Origin of the sequence: Bradyrhizobium sp. Rc3b, assembly GCF_900114915.1 — a bacterium.
Classification (GTDB): Bacteria; Pseudomonadota; Alphaproteobacteria; order Rhizobiales; family Xanthobacteraceae; genus Bradyrhizobium.
The window spans coordinates 267,265-291,385 of record NZ_FOUS01000003.1 but is presented as its reverse complement, the minus strand read 5'-3'; the positions used below and the strand labels follow the sequence as shown (position 1 = coordinate 291,385).

General features: G+C 66.1%; 19 protein-coding genes. 18 read left to right on the top strand and 1 reads right to left on the bottom strand.

Features of this window, described 5'->3' with window-relative positions:
- The first annotated feature begins 14 nt into the window (after positions 1-14).
- A complete protein-coding gene (locus tag BM190_RS08175) occupies positions 15-1,250 on the top strand; it encodes an RNA polymerase sigma factor (RefSeq protein WP_092253479.1) in 1,236 nt (411 codons plus the stop codon).
- A gap of 5 nt (positions 1,251-1,255) precedes the next feature.
- Here BM190_RS08175 and BM190_RS08170 read toward each other — a convergent pair whose 3' ends face one another.
- A complete protein-coding gene (locus BM190_RS08170; protein WP_092253477.1) occupies positions 1,256-2,038 on the bottom strand; it encodes an N-acetylmuramoyl-L-alanine amidase in 783 nt (260 codons plus the stop codon).
- A gap of 524 nt (positions 2,039-2,562) precedes the next feature.
- Here BM190_RS08170 and rsmH point away from each other — a divergent pair.
- From rsmH to lpxC, 17 genes are all read left to right on the top strand, one after another.
- Entirely contained in the window at positions 2,563-3,552 is a 990-nt protein-coding gene (gene rsmH, locus BM190_RS08165; RefSeq protein ID WP_177236962.1) for a 16S rRNA (cytosine(1402)-N(4))-methyltransferase RsmH, read from the top strand.
- Between the two features lie 3 nt (positions 3,553-3,555).
- On the top strand, positions 3,556-3,948 hold the full coding sequence (gene ftsL, locus BM190_RS08160; RefSeq protein ID WP_092253473.1) for a cell division protein FtsL: 393 nt from the start codon (positions 3,556-3,558) through the stop codon (positions 3,946-3,948).
- Complete coding sequence (locus BM190_RS08155; protein WP_092253471.1) at positions 3,945-5,687, top strand: peptidoglycan D,D-transpeptidase FtsI family protein; 1,743 nt, start codon at positions 3,945-3,947, stop codon at positions 5,685-5,687. The genes ftsL and BM190_RS08155 overlap by 4 nt, the downstream gene beginning before the upstream one ends.
- Positions 5,688-5,766: 79 nt before the next feature.
- On the top strand, positions 5,767-7,224 hold the full coding sequence (locus BM190_RS08150) for a UDP-N-acetylmuramoyl-L-alanyl-D-glutamate--2,6-diaminopimelate ligase (protein ID WP_092253469.1): 1,458 nt from the start codon (positions 5,767-5,769) through the stop codon (positions 7,222-7,224).
- A complete protein-coding gene (locus tag BM190_RS08145) occupies positions 7,221-8,600 on the top strand; it encodes a UDP-N-acetylmuramoyl-tripeptide--D-alanyl-D-alanine ligase (RefSeq protein ID WP_092253467.1) in 1,380 nt (459 codons plus the stop codon). Before BM190_RS08150 ends, BM190_RS08145 begins: the two co-directional genes overlap by 4 nt.
- Before the next feature lie 175 nt (positions 8,601-8,775).
- Positions 8,776-9,879 (top strand): phospho-N-acetylmuramoyl-pentapeptide-transferase, encoded by a 1,104-nt coding sequence (mraY, locus tag BM190_RS08140; RefSeq protein ID WP_018318673.1) that lies wholly within the window; start codon positions 8,776-8,778, stop codon positions 9,877-9,879.
- A 7-nt stretch (positions 9,880-9,886) separates the two neighbouring features.
- Positions 9,887-11,287: a UDP-N-acetylmuramoyl-L-alanine--D-glutamate ligase gene (murD, locus tag BM190_RS08135; protein WP_092253465.1), complete on the top strand. Its 1,401-nt coding sequence runs from the start codon at positions 9,887-9,889 to the stop codon at positions 11,285-11,287.
- Between the two features lie 2 nt (positions 11,288-11,289).
- The gene (locus tag BM190_RS08130) at positions 11,290-11,694 is read left to right on the top strand and encodes a hypothetical protein (RefSeq protein WP_092253462.1); all 405 of its coding nucleotides are present in this window, start codon (positions 11,290-11,292) and stop codon (positions 11,692-11,694) included.
- A 211-nt stretch (positions 11,695-11,905) separates the two neighbouring features.
- Positions 11,906-13,057: a putative lipid II flippase FtsW gene (ftsW, locus tag BM190_RS08125; protein ID WP_018318676.1), complete on the top strand. Its 1,152-nt coding sequence runs from the start codon at positions 11,906-11,908 to the stop codon at positions 13,055-13,057.
- Between the two features lie 172 nt (positions 13,058-13,229).
- Entirely contained in the window at positions 13,230-14,330 is a 1,101-nt protein-coding gene (murG, locus tag BM190_RS08120; protein WP_092253460.1) for an undecaprenyldiphospho-muramoylpentapeptide beta-N-acetylglucosaminyltransferase, read from the top strand.
- Positions 14,331-14,454: 124 nt separating this feature from the next.
- Entirely contained in the window at positions 14,455-15,858 is a 1,404-nt protein-coding gene (murC, locus tag BM190_RS08115; RefSeq protein WP_092253972.1) for a UDP-N-acetylmuramate--L-alanine ligase, read from the top strand.
- A gap of 192 nt (positions 15,859-16,050) precedes the next feature.
- Positions 16,051-16,971, top strand: coding sequence for a UDP-N-acetylmuramate dehydrogenase (gene murB, locus BM190_RS08110; protein ID WP_092253458.1), 921 nt, complete (start codon positions 16,051-16,053; stop codon positions 16,969-16,971).
- 96 nt (positions 16,972-17,067) lie between these two features.
- The gene (locus BM190_RS08105; RefSeq protein ID WP_092253456.1) at positions 17,068-18,054 is read left to right on the top strand and encodes a D-alanine--D-alanine ligase family protein; all 987 of its coding nucleotides are present in this window, start codon (positions 17,068-17,070) and stop codon (positions 18,052-18,054) included.
- A 349-nt stretch (positions 18,055-18,403) separates the two neighbouring features.
- Complete coding sequence (locus tag BM190_RS08100; protein ID WP_018318681.1) at positions 18,404-19,426, top strand: cell division protein FtsQ/DivIB; 1,023 nt, start codon at positions 18,404-18,406, stop codon at positions 19,424-19,426.
- The gene (ftsA, locus tag BM190_RS08095; protein WP_018318682.1) at positions 19,423-20,745 is read left to right on the top strand and encodes a cell division protein FtsA; all 1,323 of its coding nucleotides are present in this window, start codon (positions 19,423-19,425) and stop codon (positions 20,743-20,745) included. The genes BM190_RS08100 and ftsA overlap by 4 nt, the downstream gene beginning before the upstream one ends.
- An 87-nt stretch (positions 20,746-20,832) precedes the next feature.
- Positions 20,833-22,632, top strand: a complete 1,800-nt coding sequence (gene ftsZ / locus BM190_RS08090) for a cell division protein FtsZ (protein ID WP_092253454.1) — start codon at positions 20,833-20,835, stop codon at positions 22,630-22,632.
- Positions 22,633-22,995: 363 nt separating this feature from the next.
- Complete coding sequence (lpxC, locus tag BM190_RS08085) at positions 22,996-23,958, top strand: UDP-3-O-acyl-N-acetylglucosamine deacetylase (protein ID WP_092253452.1); 963 nt, start codon at positions 22,996-22,998, stop codon at positions 23,956-23,958.
- The last annotated feature ends 163 nt before the right edge of the window (positions 23,959-24,121 follow it).

The window sequence follows — 24,121 nt, the reverse complement described above, 5'->3', positions numbered from 1 at the left end:
CCGCGCGTCACCGCATGACCCCAGGCGAGATCGACAAAATCTTCCGCGACGAGGCGGGGCGGGCGCTGGCCACGCTGATCCGCCTCGTCGGCGATTTCGATCTCGCCGAGGACGCGCTTCAGGATGCTTTTGCCGTCGCGCTGGAACGCTGGGTGGCGTGCGAGGTCCCCGACAATCCGCGCGCCTGGCTGGTCAATGTCGCCAGGCGCAAGGCGATCGATCGTGTCAGGCGCCAGGCTGTCTTCCGCGGCAAGCAGCAGGCGCTCCTGCACGAGATCGAGCTCAACGCGCAAACGGTCGACGAGCCGGCGACAACACTCGACGACGACATGCTGCGGCTGATCTTCACCTGTTGCCATCCGGCGTTCGCGCCAGAGGTCCAAGTCGCGTTGACGCTGCGCACCGTCTGCGGGCTGTCGACCACTCAGGTCGCGCGCGCCTTTCTCGTGGGCGAGGAGGCGATGGCGCAGCGGCTGGTCCGCGCCAAGCAGAAGATCAGGCTCGCCGGTATCCCCTACGAGGTACCTGAGCGCGAGGCGCTGGCGCCGCGGCTCGATGGCGTGCTCGCTGTGATCTATCTGGTCTTCACCGAGGGCTATGTCGCGACCGCTGGCGCGGATCTGATGCGGCCTGATCTTGCGGCCGAAGCCATCCGGCTCGGCCGCTTGCTTGATCGGCTGATGCCGGATCGCGGCGGCATCAAGGGTCTGCTGGCCCTGATGTTGCTGCACGATGCGCGCCGCGCCGGACGCGAGACCGCGGCCGGCGATATCGTGCTGCTCGAGGAGCAGGACCGCATGCTGTGGGATCGCGCGCAGATCGAGGAGGGCCTGGGCCTGGTCGAGGATGCGCTGCGCGTGCCCGGACGGCCGCAGCCTTATGCTGTGCAGGCCGCGATCGCCGCGCTGCATGCCCGCGCGCCGAGCTTCGAGCAGACCGACTGGCGGCAGATCGCCGGGCTCTACGAGGTGCTGCTGCGTATCTCTCCCTCTCCGGTGATCGAGCTCAACCACGCTGGCGCCGTGTCGATGGTCGATGGGCCGGCACGTGCGCTCGATCTCGTCGATGCGATCAGCGGCCGAGGCGGGCTCCGCGGCTATGAGCTGTTGCCCGCAGTGCGCGCGGATCTGTTGCGGCGAATGGGGCGCAAGGATGAAGCATGCGAGGCGTATCGGGCAGCGACGGAGGCGACACAGCTCGAGCCGTTGCGGCGGCTCTATGCGCGGCGGGTGAGGGAGATGAATAACTAGCGCCGTCACTTCGACGCGACGGTCGTCCCCTCTGCCGGCAGGCTCGCCAGCAGGGCCTGCAATGTCGACAGCGTCGAATGATCCGCGACACCGTCCAGCCGCGCCGGGCGGAAGTGGCGCTGGAAGGCGGTGACGACTTCCATGGTCGCGGCGTCGTATTTGCCGGTCAGCGGCACGCCGTAGCCGTATCTGGCGAGCGCTTGCTGCAGGCTCAGCACCTCGTCGCTGATGGTGCCCAGCATCAGAGTCTCGCCGCGCACGACCGGGGCCGGCGTCACCCAGTGACCGACGCCGGAATTGGCCAGCGAGTGCCACGGAAATTTTTCGCCGGGGTCCTTCTTGCGCGCGGGTGCAACGTCGGAATGGCCGAGTACCCGGTGGGCCGGCACCTTGCGGCGGAGCATGATGCCGCGGCACAGCGCGATCACGGCGGCGATCTGGCGCAGCGGATATTCCGGATAGCCCCAGTCATGGCCGCGATTGATGATCTCGATGCCGATCGAGCAGGAGTTGATGTCGTCCTCGCCGGCCCAGGACGAGACGCCGGCGTGCCAGGCGCGCCTGGTTTCGGGCACGCATTGCACGATGCGGCCGTCCTCCAGCACGACGTAATGCGCCGAGACGTCGGTCCCGGCCGTGCACAGCCGCGCCAGCGCGCCCTCGACATCGGGCATGCCGGTATAGTGCAGCACGATCATATCGGGCTGCCGTGCCTTGCTGCGCTCGCCATAGTTCGGCGAGGGGATGATGTCGGACACGATCGAGGAATCCGGCTCGAACGCCCTCATGCTCGCCGCGGCCTTGGGAACCGGGAGAACGCGTTGACGCTTCGAATCAGATCCAGACGGTGTGGACGAACCGGACGGCGGCATAGGCAAACCAAGGTGGGACGGAGAGTGGGCCAAGCCCTTCTCTTTACTATTCCTTTACCCTCCACCCCGCGCAATCGCGCAGCGCGGTTAACGGATGCATTTTGGCGCAAGTGTGTGGATGAAGCATCACCGCCGCATCAGCTTTTCGACTTGTCACCAGCCGAGCAACGCTTTCTTAACGCTAAGGGCCGTTACTGAGGGATGAAGAGCCGACCCGCGTCCGGAGGCGGCCAAAGCGTATTTTGGCTCGAAATCCCATGGCTGCCCGACAAATTCCGCTGGGAACACTGGGTTTGCCGCCCGGGACGACCGGGCGCGGTAACCATGCTGGACGGTGCGGTCGTGGAACCGCCGCGATACGGAGTCATTCGAGGCGTCATGGGCTTGTTCGTCCCCAATCTCGCTTGGACGTCAGGCTGGGCCTCCAGCAGGCCTGGCGCATGAGCTCGGCTCCGCACATCCCCGTTCTCGGCCGCGAAGCCGTCGCCCATCTCGCCCCGCGCGATGGCGGTATTTATGTCGATGCCACCTTCGGCGCCGGCGGCTATAGCCGCGCCATCCTCGACGTGCCGGGAACCTGGCTCATTGCCATTGACCGCGACAGCACCGCCATCGCCGGCGGTGCCGAACTGGTCGAACGCTCCGCGGGTCGGTTGACGCTGGTCGAGGACCGATTCTCCAATCTTGCCGAGGTCTGCGCCGCGCAAGGCGTGGACGCCGTGGACGGCGTCGTGATGGATGTCGGCGTGTCCTCGATGCAGCTCGACCAGGCCAGTCGCGGTTTCTCGTTCCGCCTCGACGGTCCGCTCGACATGCGGATGGGGCAGGCGGGGCCGACCGCGGCGGACGTCGTCGCCCTTGCCTCGGAAGCCGATCTCGCCGACATCATCTATCTCCTCGGCGAGGAGCGGCATTCGCGCCGCGTCGCCCGCGCCATCGTCGCGGACCGTCAGGAGACGCCGTTCACGACGACGCGTGCGCTTGCCGACCTCATCGGCAGGGTGGTGCGCTCGAAGCCCGGCGACATTCATCCGGCGACGCGGACGTTCCAGGCCCTGCGCATCTTCGTCAACGAAGAGCTCGAGGAACTTCAGACCGCGCTCGCTGCGGCCGAGCGCGTGCTCAAGCCGGGCGGACGCCTCGTCGTGGTCTCCTTTCATTCGCTGGAAGATCGCATCGTCAAGAATTTCCTCTCCGAGCGTTCCAAGACCGGCGGCGGCTCGCGGCATTTACCGGAGGTGGCGCAGGTTCCGCCGAGCTTCCAGCTCCTGACGCGGCGGCCCGTAATCGCCGGTGAGGACGAAGTCGCGCATAACCCGCGCGCGCGCTCCGCAAAGCTCCGCGCCGCCGAGCGCACCTCGGCGCCCGCGCATCAGGATGGCGAACCATCGTCCTGGCCAAAACTCTCCGACGTGATGAGGGGCGGCTAGCGCATGCGCATCATCCACCTCTTCGTCATCGGCGCGCTGATCTTCGCGGCGGCCTATGTCTACCGGATCAAGATGGACTCCACGGCGCGCGTCGAGAAGGTGCTGCGGCTGCATGCGGAGATCCGCGAACAGCGCGACGCGATCGCTTCGCTGCGATCCGAATGGGCCAAGCTCGATGCGCCCCATCGGCTGCAGGGCCTGTCCGACCGGCATCTGCAGCTCAAGCCGGTCAACGGCACGCAATATGATCAGCTCAAGAACCTGCCGGAGCGTCCGCCGCGGATGTTCAGGCCGGGCGAGCCCGATCCGATCGGAGCCATGCTCAACACCATCGAAGCCGCGAGCGATCCTGACAATGTGACGGGCTCCGTGCCTCAGCCCGAGGACAAGCAATGAGCGGTGCGATTCCGGCCAAACCGACGGAACCCTGGCGCCAGCGGCTGATCCGCAGCCTGCTCTACGGGCGCAATGTCGACCGCGCCGCGAAGGCACGCGCGCGCGTTGGTCTTGCCATGCTCGCCTTCGCCTCGGTCTACGCCCTGATCGGCGGGCGGCTCGTGATGTTCGCGATCGGCGCCGATGCCCATGGCGCACGCCGCGCCGCGGCGCAGGAGGTGGTGGCGACCGCACGCCCCGACATCGTCGACCGCAACGGTGCCATTCTTGCGACCGACGTCAAGGCGGCGAGCCTGTTCGGCGAGCCGCGCCGCATCATCGACAAGGACGAGGCGATCGAGCTTCTTACCGCCACCGTGCCCGACCTCGACGAGGCCGAGGTGCGCGAGCGCCTGAGGACGCGCAAGGGCTTCGTCTGGCTCAAGCGCGAGGTCACGGCGAAGCAGCAGCAGGCCATCCACAAGCTCGGCATTCCCGGCATCGGCTTCCTGCGCGAAAACAAGCGCGTCTACCCGACCGGCAACGAGGTCGCCCACCTCATCGGTCTCGTCAACATCGACAACCAGGGCATCGCCGGCATGGAGAAGTGGCTCGATAACCAGGGCCTTGCCGATCTCCATCGCGCGGGCTTTGCCACCGACCGGCTGCAAAAGCCGATCGAGCTCTCGATCGATCTGCGCGTCGAGCACGCGCTGCGGGACGAGCTCTTGAAGGCCAAGGAGAAGTTCCACACCAAGGCGGCCTCCGGCATCGTTTCCAATGTCAAGACCGGCGAGATCGTGGCGATGGTCTCGCTTCCGGACTTCGATCCGAACAATCCGAAGGAAGCGCACGACCCGGACCGCATCAACCGCCTGACCACCGGCGTCTACGAGATGGGCTCGACCTTCAAGGCGTTCACGCTGGCGATGGCGCTCGATTCCGGAAAGATCAATTTGAACACGTCGTGGGATGCCCGCGGAAACCTGCACTACGGCAAGTTCACCATCCACGACAGTCACCCGCTCGGACGCTTCATCAACACCAAGGAAGTGTTCACCTACTCGTCCAACATCGGCGCCGCGCGGATCGCGCTCGGCCAGGGTGTGGAAGCGCACAAGGCGTTCCTTGCCAAGATGGGCCAGCTGACGCGGCTGCGCACGGAACTTCCGGAGAGCGCGGCTCCGCTGATCCCGCGCCGCTGGGGTGAGCTGAACACGGTCACCATCGCGTTCGGCCAGGGCATGTCGGTGGCGCCGCTGCAGGCGGTGATGGGGATCAACGCGCTGGTGAACGGCGGCTATCTGATTCCGCCGACCTTCATGAAGCGCAGCGAATCCGAAGCGGCGGCGATGGCCAAGCGCGTCATCAAGACGGAGACCAGCGACAAGATGCGGTTCCTGATGCGGCTCAACGCCGAAATCGGCACCGCCAAGACCGCCGACGTCAAGGGCTATTATGTCGGCGGCAAGACCGGCACGTCCGAGAAGGTCATCAACGGCCGCTATGCCAAGAAGCGCGTGCTCAACTCGTTCACGGCCATCATGCCCTGCGACGATCCGAAATATCAGATCCTGATCATGCTGGACGAACCGCAGGCGATTCCCGAAACCAAGGGCTTCATCACCTCGGGCTGGAACGCGGTGCCGACCGGCGGCAAGGTGATCGAGCGGATCGCGCCGCTTCTGGGCGTCGAGCCGCGGTTCGACCTGCCGCCGTCCGAGCGCCTTATTCTTGCAGCATCCAGGACAACCCAGTAATCAATCGGGTGGGCCGTAGCCGTTGCTGAGTCGGGGATTTCCCTCAAGATTCGGCTTTCGGTACGGCGACTGGAAGACCATGAAGCTGCGCGACCTCTTAGGCAATGATGCCGCGATCGAGCCCGCAATCGCGGCGCTCGAGGCGACGGGCCTTGCGCTCGACAGCCGCGTGGTCAAGGCCGGCGACCTCTTCTTCGCACTCGCGGGCAGCAAGACGGACGGTGCGCGCTTCATCGATGCCGCGGTGGCCGCAGGCGCCGTGGCCGTCGTCGGCGACCACGCGCCGGCTGCCTGCAAGGTGCCGTTCATCACTGTCGCCAATCCGCGCCGCGCGCTGGCGCTGGCAGCTGCAAAATTCTTCCCGTCGCAGCCCGCGACCATCGCCGCGGTGACCGGCACCAGCGGCAAGACCTCGGTCGCAGCGTTTACGCGCCAGATCTGGGAGCGGCTGGGGCACGCTTCCGCCAGCATCGGTACCATCGGCCTCGTCTCGCCCAAGCGCACCGTCTATGGCTCGCTGACCACGCCGGATCCGATTGCGCTGCACCGGCAACTCGACGAGATCGCGCGCGAGGGCGTGACGCACCTCGCCTTCGAAGCGTCCTCGCACGGGCTCGATCAGTACCGGCTCGACGGCGTGCGCGTCTCGGCCGGCGGCTTCACCAATCTGTCGCGCGACCACATGGATTATCATCCGACCGTCGCGCATTATCTTGCAGCGAAACTGCGCCTGTTCCGGGAACTCGTTTCTCCGGGCGGCGCGGCGGTGATCTCGGCCGATCAAGATTGCTCGGCGGAAGCGATCGATGCTGCGAAGGCACGCGGCCTGCGCGTGATGGCAGTCGGCCGCAACGGCGACGGGGCAGGCGATGGTATCCGTCTTGCCGACGCCAAGGTCGAAGGATTTTCTCAGAAGCTGACGGTCGAGCATCGCGGCAAGCGCCATGCCGTCCGGCTGCCGCTGGTCGGCGAATTCCAGATCGAGAACGCGCTGGTATCGGCCGGACTTGCGATCGGTACCGGCAGCGATGCCGCCAATGTGTTCGCAAGCCTCGAACATCTCGAAGGCGCCAAGGGCCGGCTCGAGCGCGTCGGCGAGCGCAATGGCGCGCCGATCTTCGTCGACTACGCGCACAAGCCCGATGCGCTCGCCAAGGCGCTGCAGGCGCTGCGGCCCTATGCGAAGCGCAGGCTGGTTGTCGTGTTCGGCGCCGGCGGCGATCGCGATGCCGGCAAGCGTCCGATCATGGGCGAGATCGCGGCCGACAATGCCGACGGCGTCATCATCACCGACGACAATCCGCGCAGCGAGAAGCCGGAAGCCATCCGCGCCGAAATCCTCGCCACGGCGAAGGGCGCCCGCGAGATCGGCGACCGTGCCGCGGCAATCCGAACCGCGATCGAGGAACTACAGGAAGGCGATGCACTGCTCGTCGCTGGCAAGGGACACGAGACCGGGCAGATCGTCGGCGGAGAGGTTTTGCCCTTCAGTGATCACGAGGCGGTCGCCGCCGCATTAGCGTCGAGGGTTGCATGAGCGCGCCGATATGGACGGTTGCCGAAGTCGCGCGCGCGCTGGGCGCTGCCGGATCATTTCCGGATACGCCGATCCACTTTGTCACCCAGGACAGCCGGCTGGTAAAGCCCGGCAGCCTGTTCGTCGCGCTGAGCGGTACGCCGAGCGGCGGCTTCGTCTCGGCCTTCGCCAGCGCGCGCGACGGCTGGGAGTTCGCGGACAAGGCCGAGGCTTCCGGCGCGGTCGCGATGATCGTGCCGCACGAGATCGCGGGCATCCGCATTCCGCAGATCGTCGTCAAGGACACGCTGATCGACGGCCTCTGGGGCCTCGCGCGCGCCGCCCGCGCCCGCTTCCGCGGGCCTGTGATCGGGCTCACCGGCAGCGCGGGCAAGACCAGCACCAAGGAATTTCTGGCGGCCTATCCGAACGCCTATGCCAGCCCCTCGAGCTTCAACAATTTCTGGGGCGTGCCGCTGACGCTGTGCAATGCCAGGCTAGATGCCAGCCTCTGGGTCGTCGAGATGGGCATGAACCAGCAAGGCGAGATTGCGCGGCTCAGCGAACTGACGCAGCCGACCGTCGCACTCGTCGTCAACGTCCAGCCCGTGCATCTGGAAAAGCTCGGCTCGCTCGAAGCCATCCGCCGCGAGAAGGTGTCGATCGCGCTCGGCCTGCCCGAGGACGGGGTGCTGGTGCTGCCGGCCGGGCTGAAGGCATCCGAATGGAAGGGCAAGGTGGTGCGCTTCGGCGAGCATGCCGAGGTGCACGAGGTCACGCACGCGCCGCATGGCGAGAGCTGGCAGGTCGTGGCCATGATCGGCAAGAAGCAAATCGCCTTCAGCCTGACGCCGGGCGCGCCGCACCGCGTGCAGAATGCGCTGGCCGCGCTCGCCGCCATCCGCGCCGCGAGCCTCGATGCGGCGACGCTGGCGATCAAGCTCGATCGGGTCGGCATCATGACCGGCCGCGGCGTCGAGCAGGCGGTCGGCGGTATCACCGTGATCGACGACAGTTTCAACGGCAATCCGGCCAGCGTCGCCGCGGCGCTGCAAAGCCTCCAGGCGCGCAATGTGACCGGCGGCCGTCGCGTTGCCGTGCTCGGTGACATGCTGGAGCTGGGCGATGATGCACCAGGCTATCACACCGGCCTTGCCAAGCATCTCGACGGGATCGACGGGATCTACTGCGTCGGCCCTCTGATGCGCCATCTCTACGATGTGCTCCCGGCCGGCAAGGGCCTCGGCTGGCACGACGATCCCGCCACCTTGAAGCCGAGTGAGGTCGCGAACCTGCTGAAGGCAGGCGACGTCGTGGTTGTCAAGGGCAGCAAGAAGATGTTCTGGGTCAACAAGTTTGTGCCGGGCCTGGTGGCCGCCTTGCAGGCAAAGGCGTAAACTGCTTGGAAGGCGCTGTTCCCGAATCCCACCCTTTGCGCCGCGAAGCGTCCGGTTTCCCGGAGGTCGCGCGACCATGATGAAGACCAGCGAATGCGCGTAAGGCACGTTGAGGCCAAGCTCAAGAAGATCAAGGCCAAGACCGCGTGCGCAAAGGCGCCATAGGACCGTCTGAATGTTTTACTGGCTGATCGAGCTCTCCAACACATTTCCGGGCTTCGGTGCCGTTCGCACCTTCCTGAACGTCTTCCGCTACATCACCTTCCGCACTGGCGGCGCCGTCGTCACCGGCGCGCTGTTCGTGTTCCTGTTCGGGCCCTGGATCATCGATCATTTGCGCATCCGCCAGGGCAAGGGCCAGCCGATCCGGACCGACGGTCCGCAATCGCATCTCGCCAAGAAGGGCACGCCCACCATGGGCGGGCTGATGATCCTGTCCGGCCTCACGGTCGGCACGGTGCTGTGGGCCAATCCGCTCAACCCCTATGTCTGGATCGTGCTGGCGGTGACGCTCGGCTTCGGCTTCGTCGGCTTCTATGACGACTACCTCAAGGTGACCAAGCAGACCACGACCGGGTTCGGCAGCAAGCTTCGCCTGCTGATCGAGGCGGCGATCGCGCTGGTGGCCTGCTATGCGCTGGTGCGGCTGAACCGCGATCCCGCATCGACCGCGCTGACGATCCCGTTCCTCAAGGACACCGTGCTGCATTTCGGCTGGTTCTTCGTCATCTTCGGCGCCTTCGTCATCGTCGGCTCCGGCAACGCGGTGAACCTCACCGACGGCCTCGACGGCCTCGCCATCGTTCCCGTGATGATCGCGACCGCGAGCTTTGCGATGATTGCCTATCTCGCCGGCAACGCGGTGTTCGCCGAATATCTGCAGATCAAATATGTCGCCGGCACCGGCGAGCTCGCGGTGCTCTGCGGCGCGCTGCTGGGCGCCGGCCTCGGCTTCCTCTGGTTCAACGCGCCGCCGGCCTCGATCTTCATGGGCGACACCGGCTCGCTCGCGCTCGGCGGCATGCTCGGCGCGATTGCGGTGGCGGTGAAGCACGAGATCGTGCTGGCGGTGATCGGCGGCCTGTTCGTGCTGGAGGCGGTCTCGGTTATCGTGCAGGTGGTGTCGTTCAAGCTCACCGGCAAACGCATCTTCCGGATGGCGCCGATCCATCACCATTTCGAGCAGCTTGGCTGGACCGAGCCGCAGATCGTGATCCGCTTCTGGATCATCTCGGTGATGCTGGCGCTGGCCGGTCTCTCCACGCTCAAGCTGCGGTGATCGGTCGATGATCCCCGTCACGTCCTTTGCCGGCAAGACGGTCGCGGTGTTCGGCCTCGGCGGCTCGGGGCTTGCCTCCTGCCACGCCTTGAAGGCCGGCGGTGCCGAGGTAATCGCCGCCGACGACAATGCCGAGAATGTCGCCAAGGCCGCGCAGGCCGGCTTCATCACTGCCGATCTGCGCAACGTGTCCTGGGCGAATTTTACCGCGCTGGTGCTCGCGCCCGGCGTGCCGCTGACCCATCCAGTGCCGCACTGGAGCGTGCTGAAGGCGCGCGAGGCGGGCTGTGAGGTGATCGGCGACATCGAGCTGTTCTGCCGCGAGCGGCGCCGCCACGCGCCGGATGCGCCGTTCGTCGCGATCACCGGCACCAATGGCAAGTCGACCACGACGGCGCTGATCGCACATCTGACCAAGGTCGCCGGTTACGACACCCAGATGGGCGGCAATATCGGCACCGCGATCGTGTCGCTGGAGCCGCCGCGCATGGGCCGCGTCCACGTCATCGAGATGTCGTCCTACCAGATCGACCTCACGCCCTCGCTCGATCCCTCCGTCGGCATCCTGCTTAATGTCAGCGAGGACCACATCGATCGCCACGGCGCCATCGCGCACTACGCTGCGGTGAAGGAGCGCCTCGTTGCCGGCGTGCAAGCCGGCGGCACCGCGATCGTCGGCGTTGATGACGGCTTTTGCCGCGACATCGCCGACCGGCTCGACCGCGCCGGCAAGACCGTGGTGCGGATCTCCGTCAAGAATCCGCTGGCCTCAGGCATCCATGTCGAGCACGGCAATATCGTGCGCACCGCGGGCGGCGCCCGCAGCGAAATCGCCGCGCTCGGCGGCATCGGCTCGCTGCGCGGCCAGCACAACGCGCAGAACGCAGCCTGCGCCGCCGCTGCTGCGCTCGCGATGGGCATCAGCCTCGATGTTCTGCAAAGCGGGCTGCGCAGCTTTCCAGGCCTTGCGCATCGCATGGAGCAGGTCGGCCGCCGCGGCAACGTGCTGTTCGTCAACGATTCCAAGGGCACCAATGCGGATGCCACGGCGCACGCACTGTCGTCCTTTGCCGACATTTTCTGGATCGCCGGCGGCAAGCCCAAGGCCGGTGGCATCACTGGCCTGACCGGCTATTTCCCGCGCATCCGCAAGGCCTATCTGATCGGCGAGGCCGCGCAGGAGTTTTCGGGAACGCTGGGCACGCAAGTGGCGCACGAGATCAGCCAGACCCTCGACGTCGCGGTCGAGAACGCCGCGCGCGACGCGGAAGCCTCAGACCTTACCGACGCCGTGGTTCTGCTCTCGCCGGCCTGCGCCTCCTTCGACCAGTACCGCAATTTCGAGATCCGCGGCACCAAGTTCCGCGAGCTGGTGCAGGCGCTGCCGGGCGTGAAGCCGGTGGTGTGAGGATGTCGCGGCGACGCTGGATCGGAATTGTCGTCGCTGCTCTCGCCGTCCCGGTCGCCGCGGGTTTTTTCTTCGTTGTCATCGTCGACAATGTCATGAGCGGATTCGGCGCATGCCGCATCGTTCGCCAGCGCGCATTCGCCTCGCCAAGCGGTAGCCAGTTGGTCGTCGTGGTCTGGAAGTCGTGCGGAGCGACGGTGCCCGACAGCACGCAAGCCAGCATCATCGCGCGCGGCCGGACGTTCTCGCCCGAGAGCACGCCGACCTTTCTTAGCGTACTCGAGCATCAGGACGTTCTCGTTGCCTGGAGTAGCGAGCATGCCGTCAGGATCGGGTCCATTTCGGGGACAGTCCAGATTTACAAACGCGACCAACGCGTGGGGGATGTCACGATCAATTACGAGTAGGCCTCTCGTGTCCCGAACGCGGTGCGGCACGAAGTGACGCTCCGGAGAGCCGGGACCCAGGAGCCGCTGGGCCCCGGCTCTGCAGCGCACCGCAAGGGCGCTGCGCTGCGTCCGGGGCACGAGACTGTGCACAACTTCATCCACTTCCTTAACCCTGCGGTAACCAACCTCGGCGACCAATGGACGGACCTCTGTCCGAAAGCGGCCGCCCATGCTCTCCCGTGAAGAACGCACCCCCTTTTCCGAGTGGTGGTGGACCGTCGACAAGCCGCTGATGGGCGCCATCCTGGCGCTGATGCTGACCGGGGTGATCCTGTCGCTGGCTGCAAGTCCGCCGGTTGCGACCCGCATCGGGCTCGATCCCTTCCACTTCTTCAGCCGTCACGTGCTGTTCCTGCTCCCGTCCTGCCTGGTGCTGCTCGGGGTGTCCTTCCTGTCGCCGCGCGCAATCCGCCGCTCGGCGCTGATCATCTTCGCGGCGAGCATCATCCTGATCGTGCTCACGCTTGCGATCGGCCCGGAGGTGAAGGGCTCGCGGCGCTGGATCACGCTGCTCGGCGTCAACATCCAGGCCTCCGAAATCGCAAAGCCGTCGTTCGTCGTGATCGCCGCCTGGCTGTTCGCGGAATCGACCAAGCGGCCGGAGATGCCGGCGACCTCGATGGCGCTGGTGCTGCTTATGATGCTGGTCGCGCTGCTGGTGATGGAGCCGGACTTCGGTCAGACCATGCTGATCCTGATGGTGTGGGGCTCGCTGTTCTTCATCGCGGGCATGCGCATGATCTGGGTGTTCGGCCTGGCGGGCCTCGGGGCGGCCGGCCTGTTCAGCGCTTATCTCTTTGTTCCTCACGTGGCCGGACGCATCAAGCGCTTCATGAACCCGGCCTCGGGCGACACCTTTCAGGTCGATACCGCCATGGAGGCCTTCTACAACGGCGGCTGGTTTGGGCTCGGGCCGGGCGAGGGCATCGCCAAGCGTAGCCTGCCGGACAGTCACACCGACTTCGTGTTCGCGGTCGCGGCCGAAGAGTTCGGCATCATCCTGTGCCTGGCGATGCTGACGCTGTTCGCCTTCGTCGTCATCCGCACGCTGTCGCGCGCCTATGCCAATGAGGACATGTTCTCGCGCTTCGCGGCTTCCGGCCTTGCCATCCTGTTCGGCGTGCAGGCGGCGATCAACATGTCGGTGAACCTCCAGCTCATCCCCGCCAAGGGCATGACGCTGCCGTTCATCTCCTATGGCGGCTCCTCGATCGTGTCGCTCGCCTATGGCGTCGGCATGATGCTGGCCCTGACGCGGCTGCGCCCACGCACAGAGGTCGAGGCCAGCGGCCATGCCGACGCGATGCGGAGTTACGCTTAGCCGCTCTCGGGTCCCGGACAAGCGAAGCGCAGAGCCGGGACCCGGAATGCCGCAACCAATGGGCCCCGGTTCAGCAGCGCACCACGTCGCCAAGAGCGCTGCGCTGCGCCCGGGCACGAGCGCCGCGTAGCCGGCTCGCAATGGCGAAAAAGTCCCTGTAAAACCTTCCACCATGGACAATTCCCCCCTGATTCTTCTCGCCGCGGGCGGCACTGGCGGCCATCTGTTTCCGGCCGAGGCACTCGGCGTCGAGCTGATCCGGCGCGGCTTTCGCGTTCGTCTCGTCACGGATGAGCGCGCGCTGCGTTACAGCGGGCTGTTCAGCAAGGACATGATCGACGTCGTTTCGAGCGAGACCGCACGGGGCCGCAATCCGCTCCAGCTCGCCTATGCCGGGCTCACGCTCGCGGCCGGCACGCTCTCTGCGTATAGTCTGATCAAGCGGTTGAAGCCGGTTGCCGTCGTCGGCTTCGGCGGCTATCCGACGCTGCCGCCGCTGGTCGCTGCCAAATTCGCCGGCGTACCCGGCATTATTCACGACGCCAACGCGGTGCTCGGCCGCGCCAACCGGTTCCTCTCGGGCCGCGTACGCGCGATCGCGACGTCGCTGCCCGGCGTGCTCGATCGCGATCCGGCGCTATCAGGCAAGACCACGACGGTCGGCACGCCGATGCGCCCGGCGGTGCTCGCCGCGGCTGCCGTGCCTTACGCTGCGCCCGAGGTGAACGGCCCGCTGCGGCTGCTCGTCGTCGGCGGCAGTCAAGGCGCGCGCATCATGGCCGATATCGTGCCCGGTGCGATCGAGCGGCTCGAGCCTGCGCTGTGGAGCCGGCTCATGCTGACCCAGCAGGTGCGGGACGAGGACATGGCACGAGTGCGCGCGGTCTATGACAAGCTCAAGATCAAGGTGGAGCTGGCGCCGTTCTTCACCGATTTGCCGGCACGGCTCGCTTCAAACCATCTCGTGGTATCGCGCTCCGGCGCCGGCACGGTGGCCGAGCTCGCAGCGATCGGCCGGCCCTCGATCCTGGTGCCGCTGCCGGGCTCGATCGACCAGGACCAGTTCGCCAATGCCGGCGTGCTGGTCAAGGTCGATGGCGCGATCCGCATCCCGCAGACCGAGTTCACCTCCGACCGGTTGGCGTCCGAAATCTCCGCCTTCGCCGCCGAGCCTGCGCGCCTTGCCGCCATGGCGCAGGCCGCCCGCGGCGCCGGCCGGCTCGACGCCGCCGAGCGACTGGCTGATCTGGTGGTCAAGGTCGCGGGAATCTGACGCGAAAAAGCCCTTGTCTTCGCCTTCTAAAGCGGGGCATCCAGTAGGAAAGGCGCGCGGCTGATTTGGCCGTGACCTTCGCCAGATGCCGCCTGCGCAAGGCGGCGAGGTCAGGGAACACAGCATGAGACTGCCGCGCGAGATCGGACCCATCCACTTCGTCGGGATCGGCGGGATCGGCATGAGTGGGATCGCCGAGGTGCTGGTCAATCTCGGCTATGCCGTGCAGGGCTCGGACGCTTCCGACAATTACAATCTCGACCGCCTCCGCAAGAAGGGCGCAAAAGTCTCGGTCGGCCACAAGGCCGAGAATGTCGACGGCGCCGAGGTCGTGGTCGTGTCCACCGCGATCAAGCGCGACAATCCGGAACTGATAGCGGCGCGCGAACGGCGCATTCCCGTGGTGCGCCGCGCCGAGATGCTCGCCGAGCTGATGCGGCTGAAGAGCTGCGTCGCCATCGCCGGCACCCACGGCAAGACCACCACGACCACGATGGTCGCAACGCTGCTCGATGCCGGCGGGCTCGATCCCACCGTGATCAACGGCGGCATCATCAACGCCTATGGCTCCAACGCGCGCCTTGGCGCGGGCGACTGGATGGTGGTGGAGGCCGACGAGAGCGACGGCACCTTCCTGAAGCTGCCGACCGATGTCGCCATCGTCACCAATGTCGACCCCGAGCATCTCGATCACTTCAAGACCTTCGAGGCCGTGCAGGACGCGTTCCGTCATTTCGTCGAGAACCTGCCGTTCTACGGCTTTGCGGTGATGTGCATCGATCATCCCATTGTGCAGAGCCTCGTCGGCAAGATCGAGGATCGCCGCATCATCACCTATGGCGAGAATCCGCAGGCCGATGCGCGGCTCGTCGATCTGACCCCCATGGGCGGCGGATCGAGGTTCAAGGTCGCGTTCCGCGATCGCAAGACCGGCGCGGTGCACGAGATTTCCGATTTGATGCTGCCGATGCCGGGACGCCACAACGCCTCCAACGCGACGGCGGCGATTGCTGTCGCGCGCGAGCTCGGGGTGTCCGACGAAGCGATCCGCAAGGCGATCGCCGGCTTCGGCGGCGTCAAGCGCCGCTTCACCAAGACCGGCGAATGGAACGGCGTCACCGTGATCGACGATTACGGCCACCATCCGGTCGAGATCGCGGCGGTGCTGAAGGCGGCGCGGGAATCCACCAACGGCAAGATCATCGCCGTGGTGCAGCCGCATCGCTACAGCCGCCTGCAATCGCTGTTCGAGGAATTCTGCACCTGCTTCAACGATGCCGATGCGGTCGTTGTCGCCGACGTCTATGCCGCCGGCGAAGCGCCGATCGAAGGCATCGACCGCGATCATTTCGTCACGGGCCTGCGCGCCCACGGTCATCGCGAGGTGGTCCCGCTGCCGGCCGCGCCGGAGCTCGCGGGCATCGTCAAGGGATTGGCGAAGTCGGGCGATCTCGTCGTGTGCTTAGGGGCCGGCAACATCACGCAATGGGCATATGCGCTGCCGGACCAACTGAAGGCGCTGGGGTAGGGCGGTGATTTTGATTTCACTATTCGCCACGGAGCACACTGCGCTCCCTCCCCCCTTGTGGGGGAGGGTGGGGCAGAGGGGTGGCCCCGGGCGAGGTCTGAGTTCGTGGCTACCCCCCTCCCTACCCCTCCCCCACAAGGGGGGAGGGAACGGAAGCAGGCTGCGTCCCTCACTCTTGGTGAGCGCTGGCACATGAGCTTTCCCGACATCACACCGTCGCTCAAGGCCGCGATGCCAAAGTTGCGCGGGCGGCTGCTGGCCAACCAGTCGCTGGCCGAGCTCACCTGGTTTCGCGTCGGCGGTCCCGCGCAGGTGCTGTTCACGCCGACGGATGAGGACGATCTCGCTTACTTCCTCGCGCATCTTTCTCCCGACGTTCCCGTCTACGTCGTCGGTGTCGGCTCCAATCTGATCGTGCGCGACGGCGGCATTGCGGGCGTCGTGATCCGCCTGGCGCCGCGCAGCTTTGGCGAGGCCAGCGCCAGCGGCGATATCGTCACTGCCGGTGCAGCCACGCTCGACAAGCGCGTGGCGGAAGTGGCTGCATCCGCCAATGTCGGCGGGCTCGAATTCTATTTCGGTATCCCCGGCACCATCGGCGGCGCGTTGCGCATGAATGCCGGCGCCAACGGCGGCGAGACCAAGGACGTATTGATCGAGGCGCGCGGCGTCGGGCGAGACGGCAGCAAGCACACCTTCTCCAACGCCGACATGAAGTTCGTCTACCGCAACAGCGGCGTCGATCCCTCCATCATCTTCACCTCCGCGCGCTTTCGCGGCGAGATCAGGGATAGTGAGGCGATCCGCGCGCGCATGGCGGAGGTGCAGACCCATCGCGAGACCGCGCAGCCGATCCGCGAAAAGACCGGCGGCTCGACCTTCAAGAATCCGCCCGGCCATTCCGCCTGGAAGCTGGTGGATGCCGCCGGCTGCCGCGGCTTGCGCGTCGGCGGAGCGCAGGTCTCCGAGATGCACTGCAATTTCCTGATCAACACGGGCGATGCCACGGCGCACGACATCGAGACGCTGGGCGAGACCGTGCGCGAACGCGTGAAGGCAAATTCCGGAATTGAGCTACACTGGGAAATCAAGCGGATTGGGGTTTCCCCCTAACACTCATTCCGGGGGCGCGCAGCGCAACCCGGAATCTCGAGATTCCGGGTCTGGTGCTTGCGCACCATCCCGGAATGACAAAGCACGAGGCAGCGAATGCGCATCACCATCCTCTTCGGCGGCTCCAACCGCGAGCGCCTGGTTTCGGTCGCCTCGGCCCAGGCCCTGCATCATGCATTGCCCGAGGCTGATCTGTGGTGGTGGGACGTCGAGGACAAGGTGCATGTGGTGCAGTCCAAGCAGCTGCTCGAACATGCCCGCCCCTTCGAGGACGAGTTCGCCCCCGGAACGCGCGGCATCCCGCTGGCGCAGGCGCTCGACCAGGCCAAGGCCGAGGATCGGGTGCTGGTGCTCGGCCTGCATGGCGGACGCGCCGAGAACGGCGAATTGCAGGTGATGTGCGAGGCGCGGGGCGTGCCCTTCACCGGCTCGGGCTCGGCCTCCTCGCATCTGGCCTTCGACAAGTTCGCGGCCAAGCGGTTTGCGGCGCTCGGCGGTGTGACCCCGCCAGAAAACGTTGCGCTCGAGAACATCGACGAGGCTTTTGCCCAATACGGAAGGCTGATCGCAAAGCCCGCGCGCGACGGATCGAGCTATGGCCTGATCTTCGTCAACGCCAAGCAGGATCTCGTCGCCGTCCGCAACGCGGCCAAGCACGAAGAGTACGTCATCGAGCCCTACATCGCGGGCGTCGAGGCGACCTGCGGCGTGCTGGAGCGCGCCGATGGTTCGATCATCTCGCTGCCGCCGATCGAGATCATCCCGGGCGAGGGCAGTTTCGATTACGCCGCAAAATATCTCCTGAAGTCGACCCAGGAGATTTGCCCCGGCCGTTTCGCACCCGAGATCACCGCGGCGCTGCAGGCGCAGGCGATGCTGGCGCATCGCGCGATGTCCTGCGCCGGCTATTCCCGGTCGGACTTCATCGTCTCGGACAAGGGCCTCGTCTATCTCGAGACCAACACGCTGCCCGGGCTGACCAAGTCCTCGCTCTACCCCAAGGCGCTGAAAGCCGAGGGCATCGAATTCGTCGACTTCCTGCGCGGCCTGGTGGAGCTTGCCGGGCAGCGCGTGCGGAAATAATTAGGACTGGTTAACGGCCGAATCGGCCAAACGGGCCAGTTTGGGGTCCAAAACCGGTAAAATGCCGGACATCGCGGCATAAATGCCTCACATCGCGGGGCAAAATGCGCCGGACGTTAACGAACTTTACCTTTTGTTTACCAGGACGTCCGAAGGTTAACGCTGGCGGCGCATATGGCGCTTTGGCTGCCGGCGCGTGAGCTGTCGGGGGTGATGTCACCTCCAGCGAACGCTTTGAAGGGGAGAGGCTTCTTCTGCTGAAGACCAGCACCCGGCCCGGCACGTCGAAGACGTCATGTTCGCCAGGATCCGCGCGATGTCGCGGGCAAACTGTTGACGAGCTCGTGCAATGGATGGAGCAGGAAGCCTCACCCGGTCGTTTTTCAGATCGCTGAGGCCCCAAGCTGACCTGAAGGCGGCCGCTGTCGGAGCGGTCGTGCTTCTGCGCGAGTGGCTGCAGGACAAGCGCCAGCAAAGACTTCACGCCGCGCGTGCTGCCGCCAAGATCAAGGCCAAGGCCATCATCGAGCGTGAGCCGCCGCCGCGCGTGGTCGCATTGGTGGAGCGCTATCTGCCGCGCCGGGTCGGGATCAGCATGACCGTGCTGCTTTTGATCGGCAGCACCGGCTTCGGCATCGTCAAGGGCGGCCATCTCCAGGATTTCATCACCGCGGTCAGCGATGCCCGCAACGCGCTGGCCAATTCCGCCGGGTTCCGCATCACTTCCGTCGTGATCAACGGCCGCAAGCATCTGACCCAGGACGAGATCCTGGCCATCGGCGGTGTCAGCGGCCGTTCCTCGCTGCTGTTCCTCGATGCTGACGCGGTGCGCGATAAGCTCAAGGCCAATCCGTGGATCGCGGATGCGACCGTGCTGAAGCTCTATCCGGGCCAGCTGATGATCGAGCTCACCGAGCGCAAGGCATTCGCGCTGTGGCAGGAGGCCGGCCGGCTCTCGGTCATCGCCGATGACGGCGCCGTCCTCGAACCCTACGTCTCGCGTCGCTTCCTGTCGCTGCCGCTCGTGGTCGGCAAGGGCGCCGAGACCCAGGCCCGCGATTTCCTCGCGCTGCTGGCGCGCTATCCGCAGGTCAACTCGATCACCAAGGCCGCGATCTTCGTCGGTGAGCGGCGCTGGAACCTGAGGCTCAAGGACGGTCTCGACATCCGTCTGCCCGAGCAGGACGTCGGCAACGCGCTGGCGATGCTGTCCAAGCTCGACAAGGAGGACAGGCTGTTCTCGCGCGACATCGTCGCCGTCGACATGCGCCTGCCTGATCGCCTGGTGGTGCAGCTGTCCGAGGACGCCGCCAAGGCGCGCGAGGAGCTGTTCAAGGACAAGAAGAAAAAGAAGGCCGGGGATTCCGCATGACCGGTCTTGATCGCACCCAGACCCCGAAGACGCGCCCGATGCCGCACAAGCGCGGCGGCCTCGTCGCCTGCCTCGACATCGGCACCAGCAAGATCGCCTGCATGATCGCGCGGCTGAAGCCGTCGCCGCCGAGCGAGGCGCTGCGCGGCCGCACCCATGCGGTGGAACTGATCGGTTACAGCCAGATCCAGTCGCGCGGCATGAAGGCCGGTGCGGTGATCGACCTTACCGAATGCGAGCAAGCCGTGCGCCAGGCCGTCGCGCTCGCGGAGAAAATGGCCAAGGTGCGGGTCGAGTCCGTGCTGCTCTCGGTCTCCGGCGGTCGGCTTTCTGGCCAACTGGTCGAAGCCGCCGCAGATATCCGTGGTGGCGCCGTGACGCAGGCCGATGTCAGCCGCGTCACCTCGACCGGCATGCGTCATGCCACCGGCGAAGGCCGCACCGTGCTGCACGCGCTCCCGGTCGGCTACACGCTCGACGGCGTCAAGGGCATCCGCGATCCCCGCGGCATGGTTGCGCATCAGTTCGGCGTCGACATGAACGTCGTTACTTGCGACGCCACCGTGGCGCGGAACCTGATGCTGGCGGTGGAGCGCTGCCACATCAATGTCGAAGCCATGGCGGCCAGCCCTTACGTCGCCGGATTGTCGGTGCTGACCGACGACGAGGCCGATCTCGGCGCCGCCGTTGTCGAGATGGGCGCCGGCACCACTACGATTGCCGTTTATTCAGGCGGCCGTTTCGTGCATGCGGCGGGTTTTGCGGTCGGCGGGCAACACATCACGATGGATCTTGCGCGCGGACTCTCCGCGACCATTGCCGATGCCGAGCGAATCAAGACGTTATACGGGACCGTCATCACCGGCGGATCGGACTCGCGTGAGCTGATGTCTGTGCCGACAGCCGGTGACGAGCAGGATCTGCCGCAGATCGTCTCCCGCGCCACCATCGCCAACATCGTCAAGCACCGTGCCGAGGAAGTCTTCGAAATGGTTCGGGACAAGCTGAAGGATTCGCCCTTCGCCTCAGAGCCCAACGGCCGGGTCGTGCTCTCGGGCGGCGCCTCGCAGCTGACCGGCCTCGTCGAACTCGGCACCCAGATTCTCGGCCGGCCCGTGCGGGTCGGACGTCCGCTCGGCTTCGGCCGGCTGCCCAACGAGGCGAAGAACGCCGCGTTCGCGGTGCCGGCCGGACTCCTCGTCTACCCGCAATATGTTCACCACGAACATGTCGAACCGCGGCATACGCGGCAGCAGGTCAAGACAGGGACCGGCGGTTATTTCGGAAAGGTCGGACGATGGCTACGCGAGGGCTTCTGATGATTCATTTCCGCAATTCCCGACTTTCACCAACTCCCGCGGCCGCCGGCCGGGGCGAACCCACGCGCGCGTGATCGAGAGGCAAACATGACCATCAGCATCAATGTTCCTGATATTCACGAACTGAAGCCCCGGATCACCGTGTTCGGCGTCGGTGGCGCCGGTGGCAACGCCGTCAACAACATGATCACGGCGGGCCTTCAGGGCGTCGATTTCGTGGTCGCCAACACCGACGCGCAGGCGCTGACGATGTCGAAGGCGCAGCGCATCGTGCAGATGGGCACGGCGGTCACGCAAGGCCTCGGCGCCGGCTCGCAGCCGAACGTCGGCGCGGCGGCGGCGGAAGAGGTGATTGACGAGCTGCGCGACCATCTCTCGGGCGCCAACATGGTGTTCGTCACCGCGGGCATGGGCGGCGGCACCGGTACCGGTGCAGCTCCTGTGATCGCCAAGACCGCGCGCGACATGGGCATCCTCACCGTCGGCGTCGTGACCAAGCCCTTCCACTTCGAGGGCGGCCGCCGCATGCGCACGGCCGAAGCCGGCATCAACGAGCTTCACAAGGTCGTGGATACGCTGCTCATCATCCCGAACCAGAACCTGTTCCGGGTCGCCAACGAGAAGACCACCTTCGCCGACGCCTTCGCGATGGCCGACCAGGTGCTGTACTCGGGCGTTGCCTGCATCACCGATCTGATGGTCAAGGAAGGCCTGATCAACCTCGACTTCGCCGACGTCCGCGCCGTCATGCGCGAGATGGGCAAGGCGATGATGGGCACCGGCGAAGCCTCCGGCGACAAGCGGGCGCTGACCGCCGCCGAAGCCGCCATCGCCAACCCGCTGATCGACGACAGCTCGATGAAGGGCGCCAAGGGCCTCCTCATCTCCATCACCGGCGGCAAGGACCTCACGCTGTTCGAGGTCGACGAAGCCGCGACCCGTATCCGCGAGGAAGTCGACCAGGACGCCAACATCATCGTCGGCGCGACCTTCGACGAAGCGCTCGATGGGCTGATCCGCGTCTCGGTCGTTGCCACCGGCATCGAGCAGGCCGCGATCGCCCGCAACAGCCAGGCGACCTCCGCACCGGTTGCGAACGCGGCGCCGCAGGCACAGCAGGCTCCCGCAGCCCCCGCCGTCGCCGCCGAGAGCCGTCTGGCCGACCTGACCGCGCGGCTCCGCGCCGACAATCAGCGTATGGCTGAGCGCGCCCAGAAGCTGGAAGGCCAGATTCCGGCCGCAGCCCCGGTCGCTGCCGCGCCGATGGCGCCCCGTCCGAATGTCGAGCGCGCCGCGCTCGCTGCCATCGCCGCCGCCGTTGCGGAGGTCCCGCAGGCGCCCGCGCCGATGCAGACCTATGGCGACGTCACCGTGCGCCCGATCGCGCAGAAGCCGACGCTGTTCCCGGAACCCGACATGGCCCCGATCGCGATGCAGGAGCCGATGACGCCGGAGAACTTCATTCCACCGCAGGCCGAGCGCGCGCCGGTTCGTGCGCCGCGGATGCCGCGCCTCGATGAGCTGCCGATGCCGGCCCAGGCCGAGATTCGCCAGGCCCGCGGCGAGGTCGAGGAGGAGACCCCGCAGAAGACCCGCCTGTCGCTGCTGCAGCGCCTCGCCAATGTCGGCCTCGGCCGTCGCGACGAGGAAAGCGAGCCGCCGGTCGCGGCCCGCACCGCCGGTCCCGCGATGCCGCCGCTGCCCGAGCGCCGCCAGCAGAAGACCGTGGCCCAGCAGATCGCATCGAGCGAGCCGGTATCTGAGTATGCCCGCCGCCCCGCGCCGCAGGGTCTGGACATGCACGGCCGTCCGGCGCCTGTTGCGCCGGCGCCACAGGGCGACGACCATCTTGATATCCCGGCCTTCCTGCGGCGGCAGGCGACCTGAGGATTGTTACAATAAGGCAGACGAAAAAAGGTCCCGGCAACAAGCTTGCCGGGACCTTTCCTTTTATCCCGTGCATGTCCGGATTGCGCAGACAAGCAACTGATTTTAAATCATTAATTACGTGTTTGGGTGTTCAGTCAAACTGCCGGAAGCGACCCAAAACCTCGGCGCAATTTGGTTAAGCCTTGGCGCGAATACGGCAGGTTTGGGGTAACAATCGGTAAAAAAGCGTGAGTTGGCGCTGTTTGAGGCAGTGACTATGGTTTGGCGTGACTTGGGGATACGGATTCGCAGGGGCCCGGCACTGGCCGGCCAAGTGAGTCCAGTATAAGTCGCAGTGGGTCGTAGTGGGGCGGGTTCCTGATGAAATTTAGCCGGCAAACAACGCTTCGTGCGCAAGCCTCCGTGGCAGGCGTAGGCGTTCACTCCGGTCTTCCCGTCACTCTCACCCTTGGGCCTGCGCCTGTCGACGCGGGTTTTATTTTTGTCCGCACCGGCCTCGAGGGAAGTGACCGCGAAGTTCAGGCGACCGCCGAGCAGGTGATCGCGACCGACTTCGCCACCGTCCTCGGCGATCGCAACGGTCCGCTGGTGTCCACCGCCGAGCACGTGCTTGCTGCACTGCGGGGTATGGGTGTCGACAACGCCACCATCGAGATCGACGGTCCCGAAGTGCCGATCATGGACGGCAGCGCGGCGGCTTTCATTGCGGCGATCGACCAGGCCGGCATCGTTACCCAGCCGGCGCAGCGCCGCTTCATCCAGGTTTTGAAGCCGATCTCAGTCAAGATCGGCGACTCCTTCGGCGAGATCAGGCCCTATGCCAACGGGTTCTGCGTCGAGGTCGAGATCGATTTCACCAATCCCGTCATCGGCCAGCAGAGCTACGCCTTCGATCTCAACCCGGAGCGTTTCCGCCGCGAAGTCGGCCGGGCCCGGACCTTCGGTCTGATGAGCGACGTTGCGCGGCTCTGGAGCGCGGGCTATGCCCTCGGCGCCTCCTTCGACAACACCGTCGTGTTCGACGACGAGCGGCTGCTCAACACCGAGGGCCTGCGCTACGCCGATGAATGCGCCCGCCACAAGGTGCTGGACGTGATCGGCGACCTCTCCCTGGCCGGCCTGCCGCTGCTTGGCGCCTACCGCTCGGTGCGTGGCGGCCACAAGCTCAACCACGCTGTGCTGACCGCGCTGCTCGCCGACCGTACCGCCTGGCGGGTGGTCGAGGGCGAGGCAGCCCGCCGCACCACGCGCCCCGTGGGCGAGGTCGGTCGCGGTATCGTCGGCGGCCGGATCGCTGCGGCCTATGGGCCGGACGTGTCCTGAACAGAGCTGTTGCCGCCTGCCTCAGGCAGCGGCTTACCCCGGGAAACTCCTGGTAACCACGATCGGCTAGGATTGCGGCACGTTCGCCTTAATCCGGGCGAAATGCCTGCCTATCCGGTTGGTTAAAGATCGCTTTTCGGATACATCGGCGTGGTCGCATGGC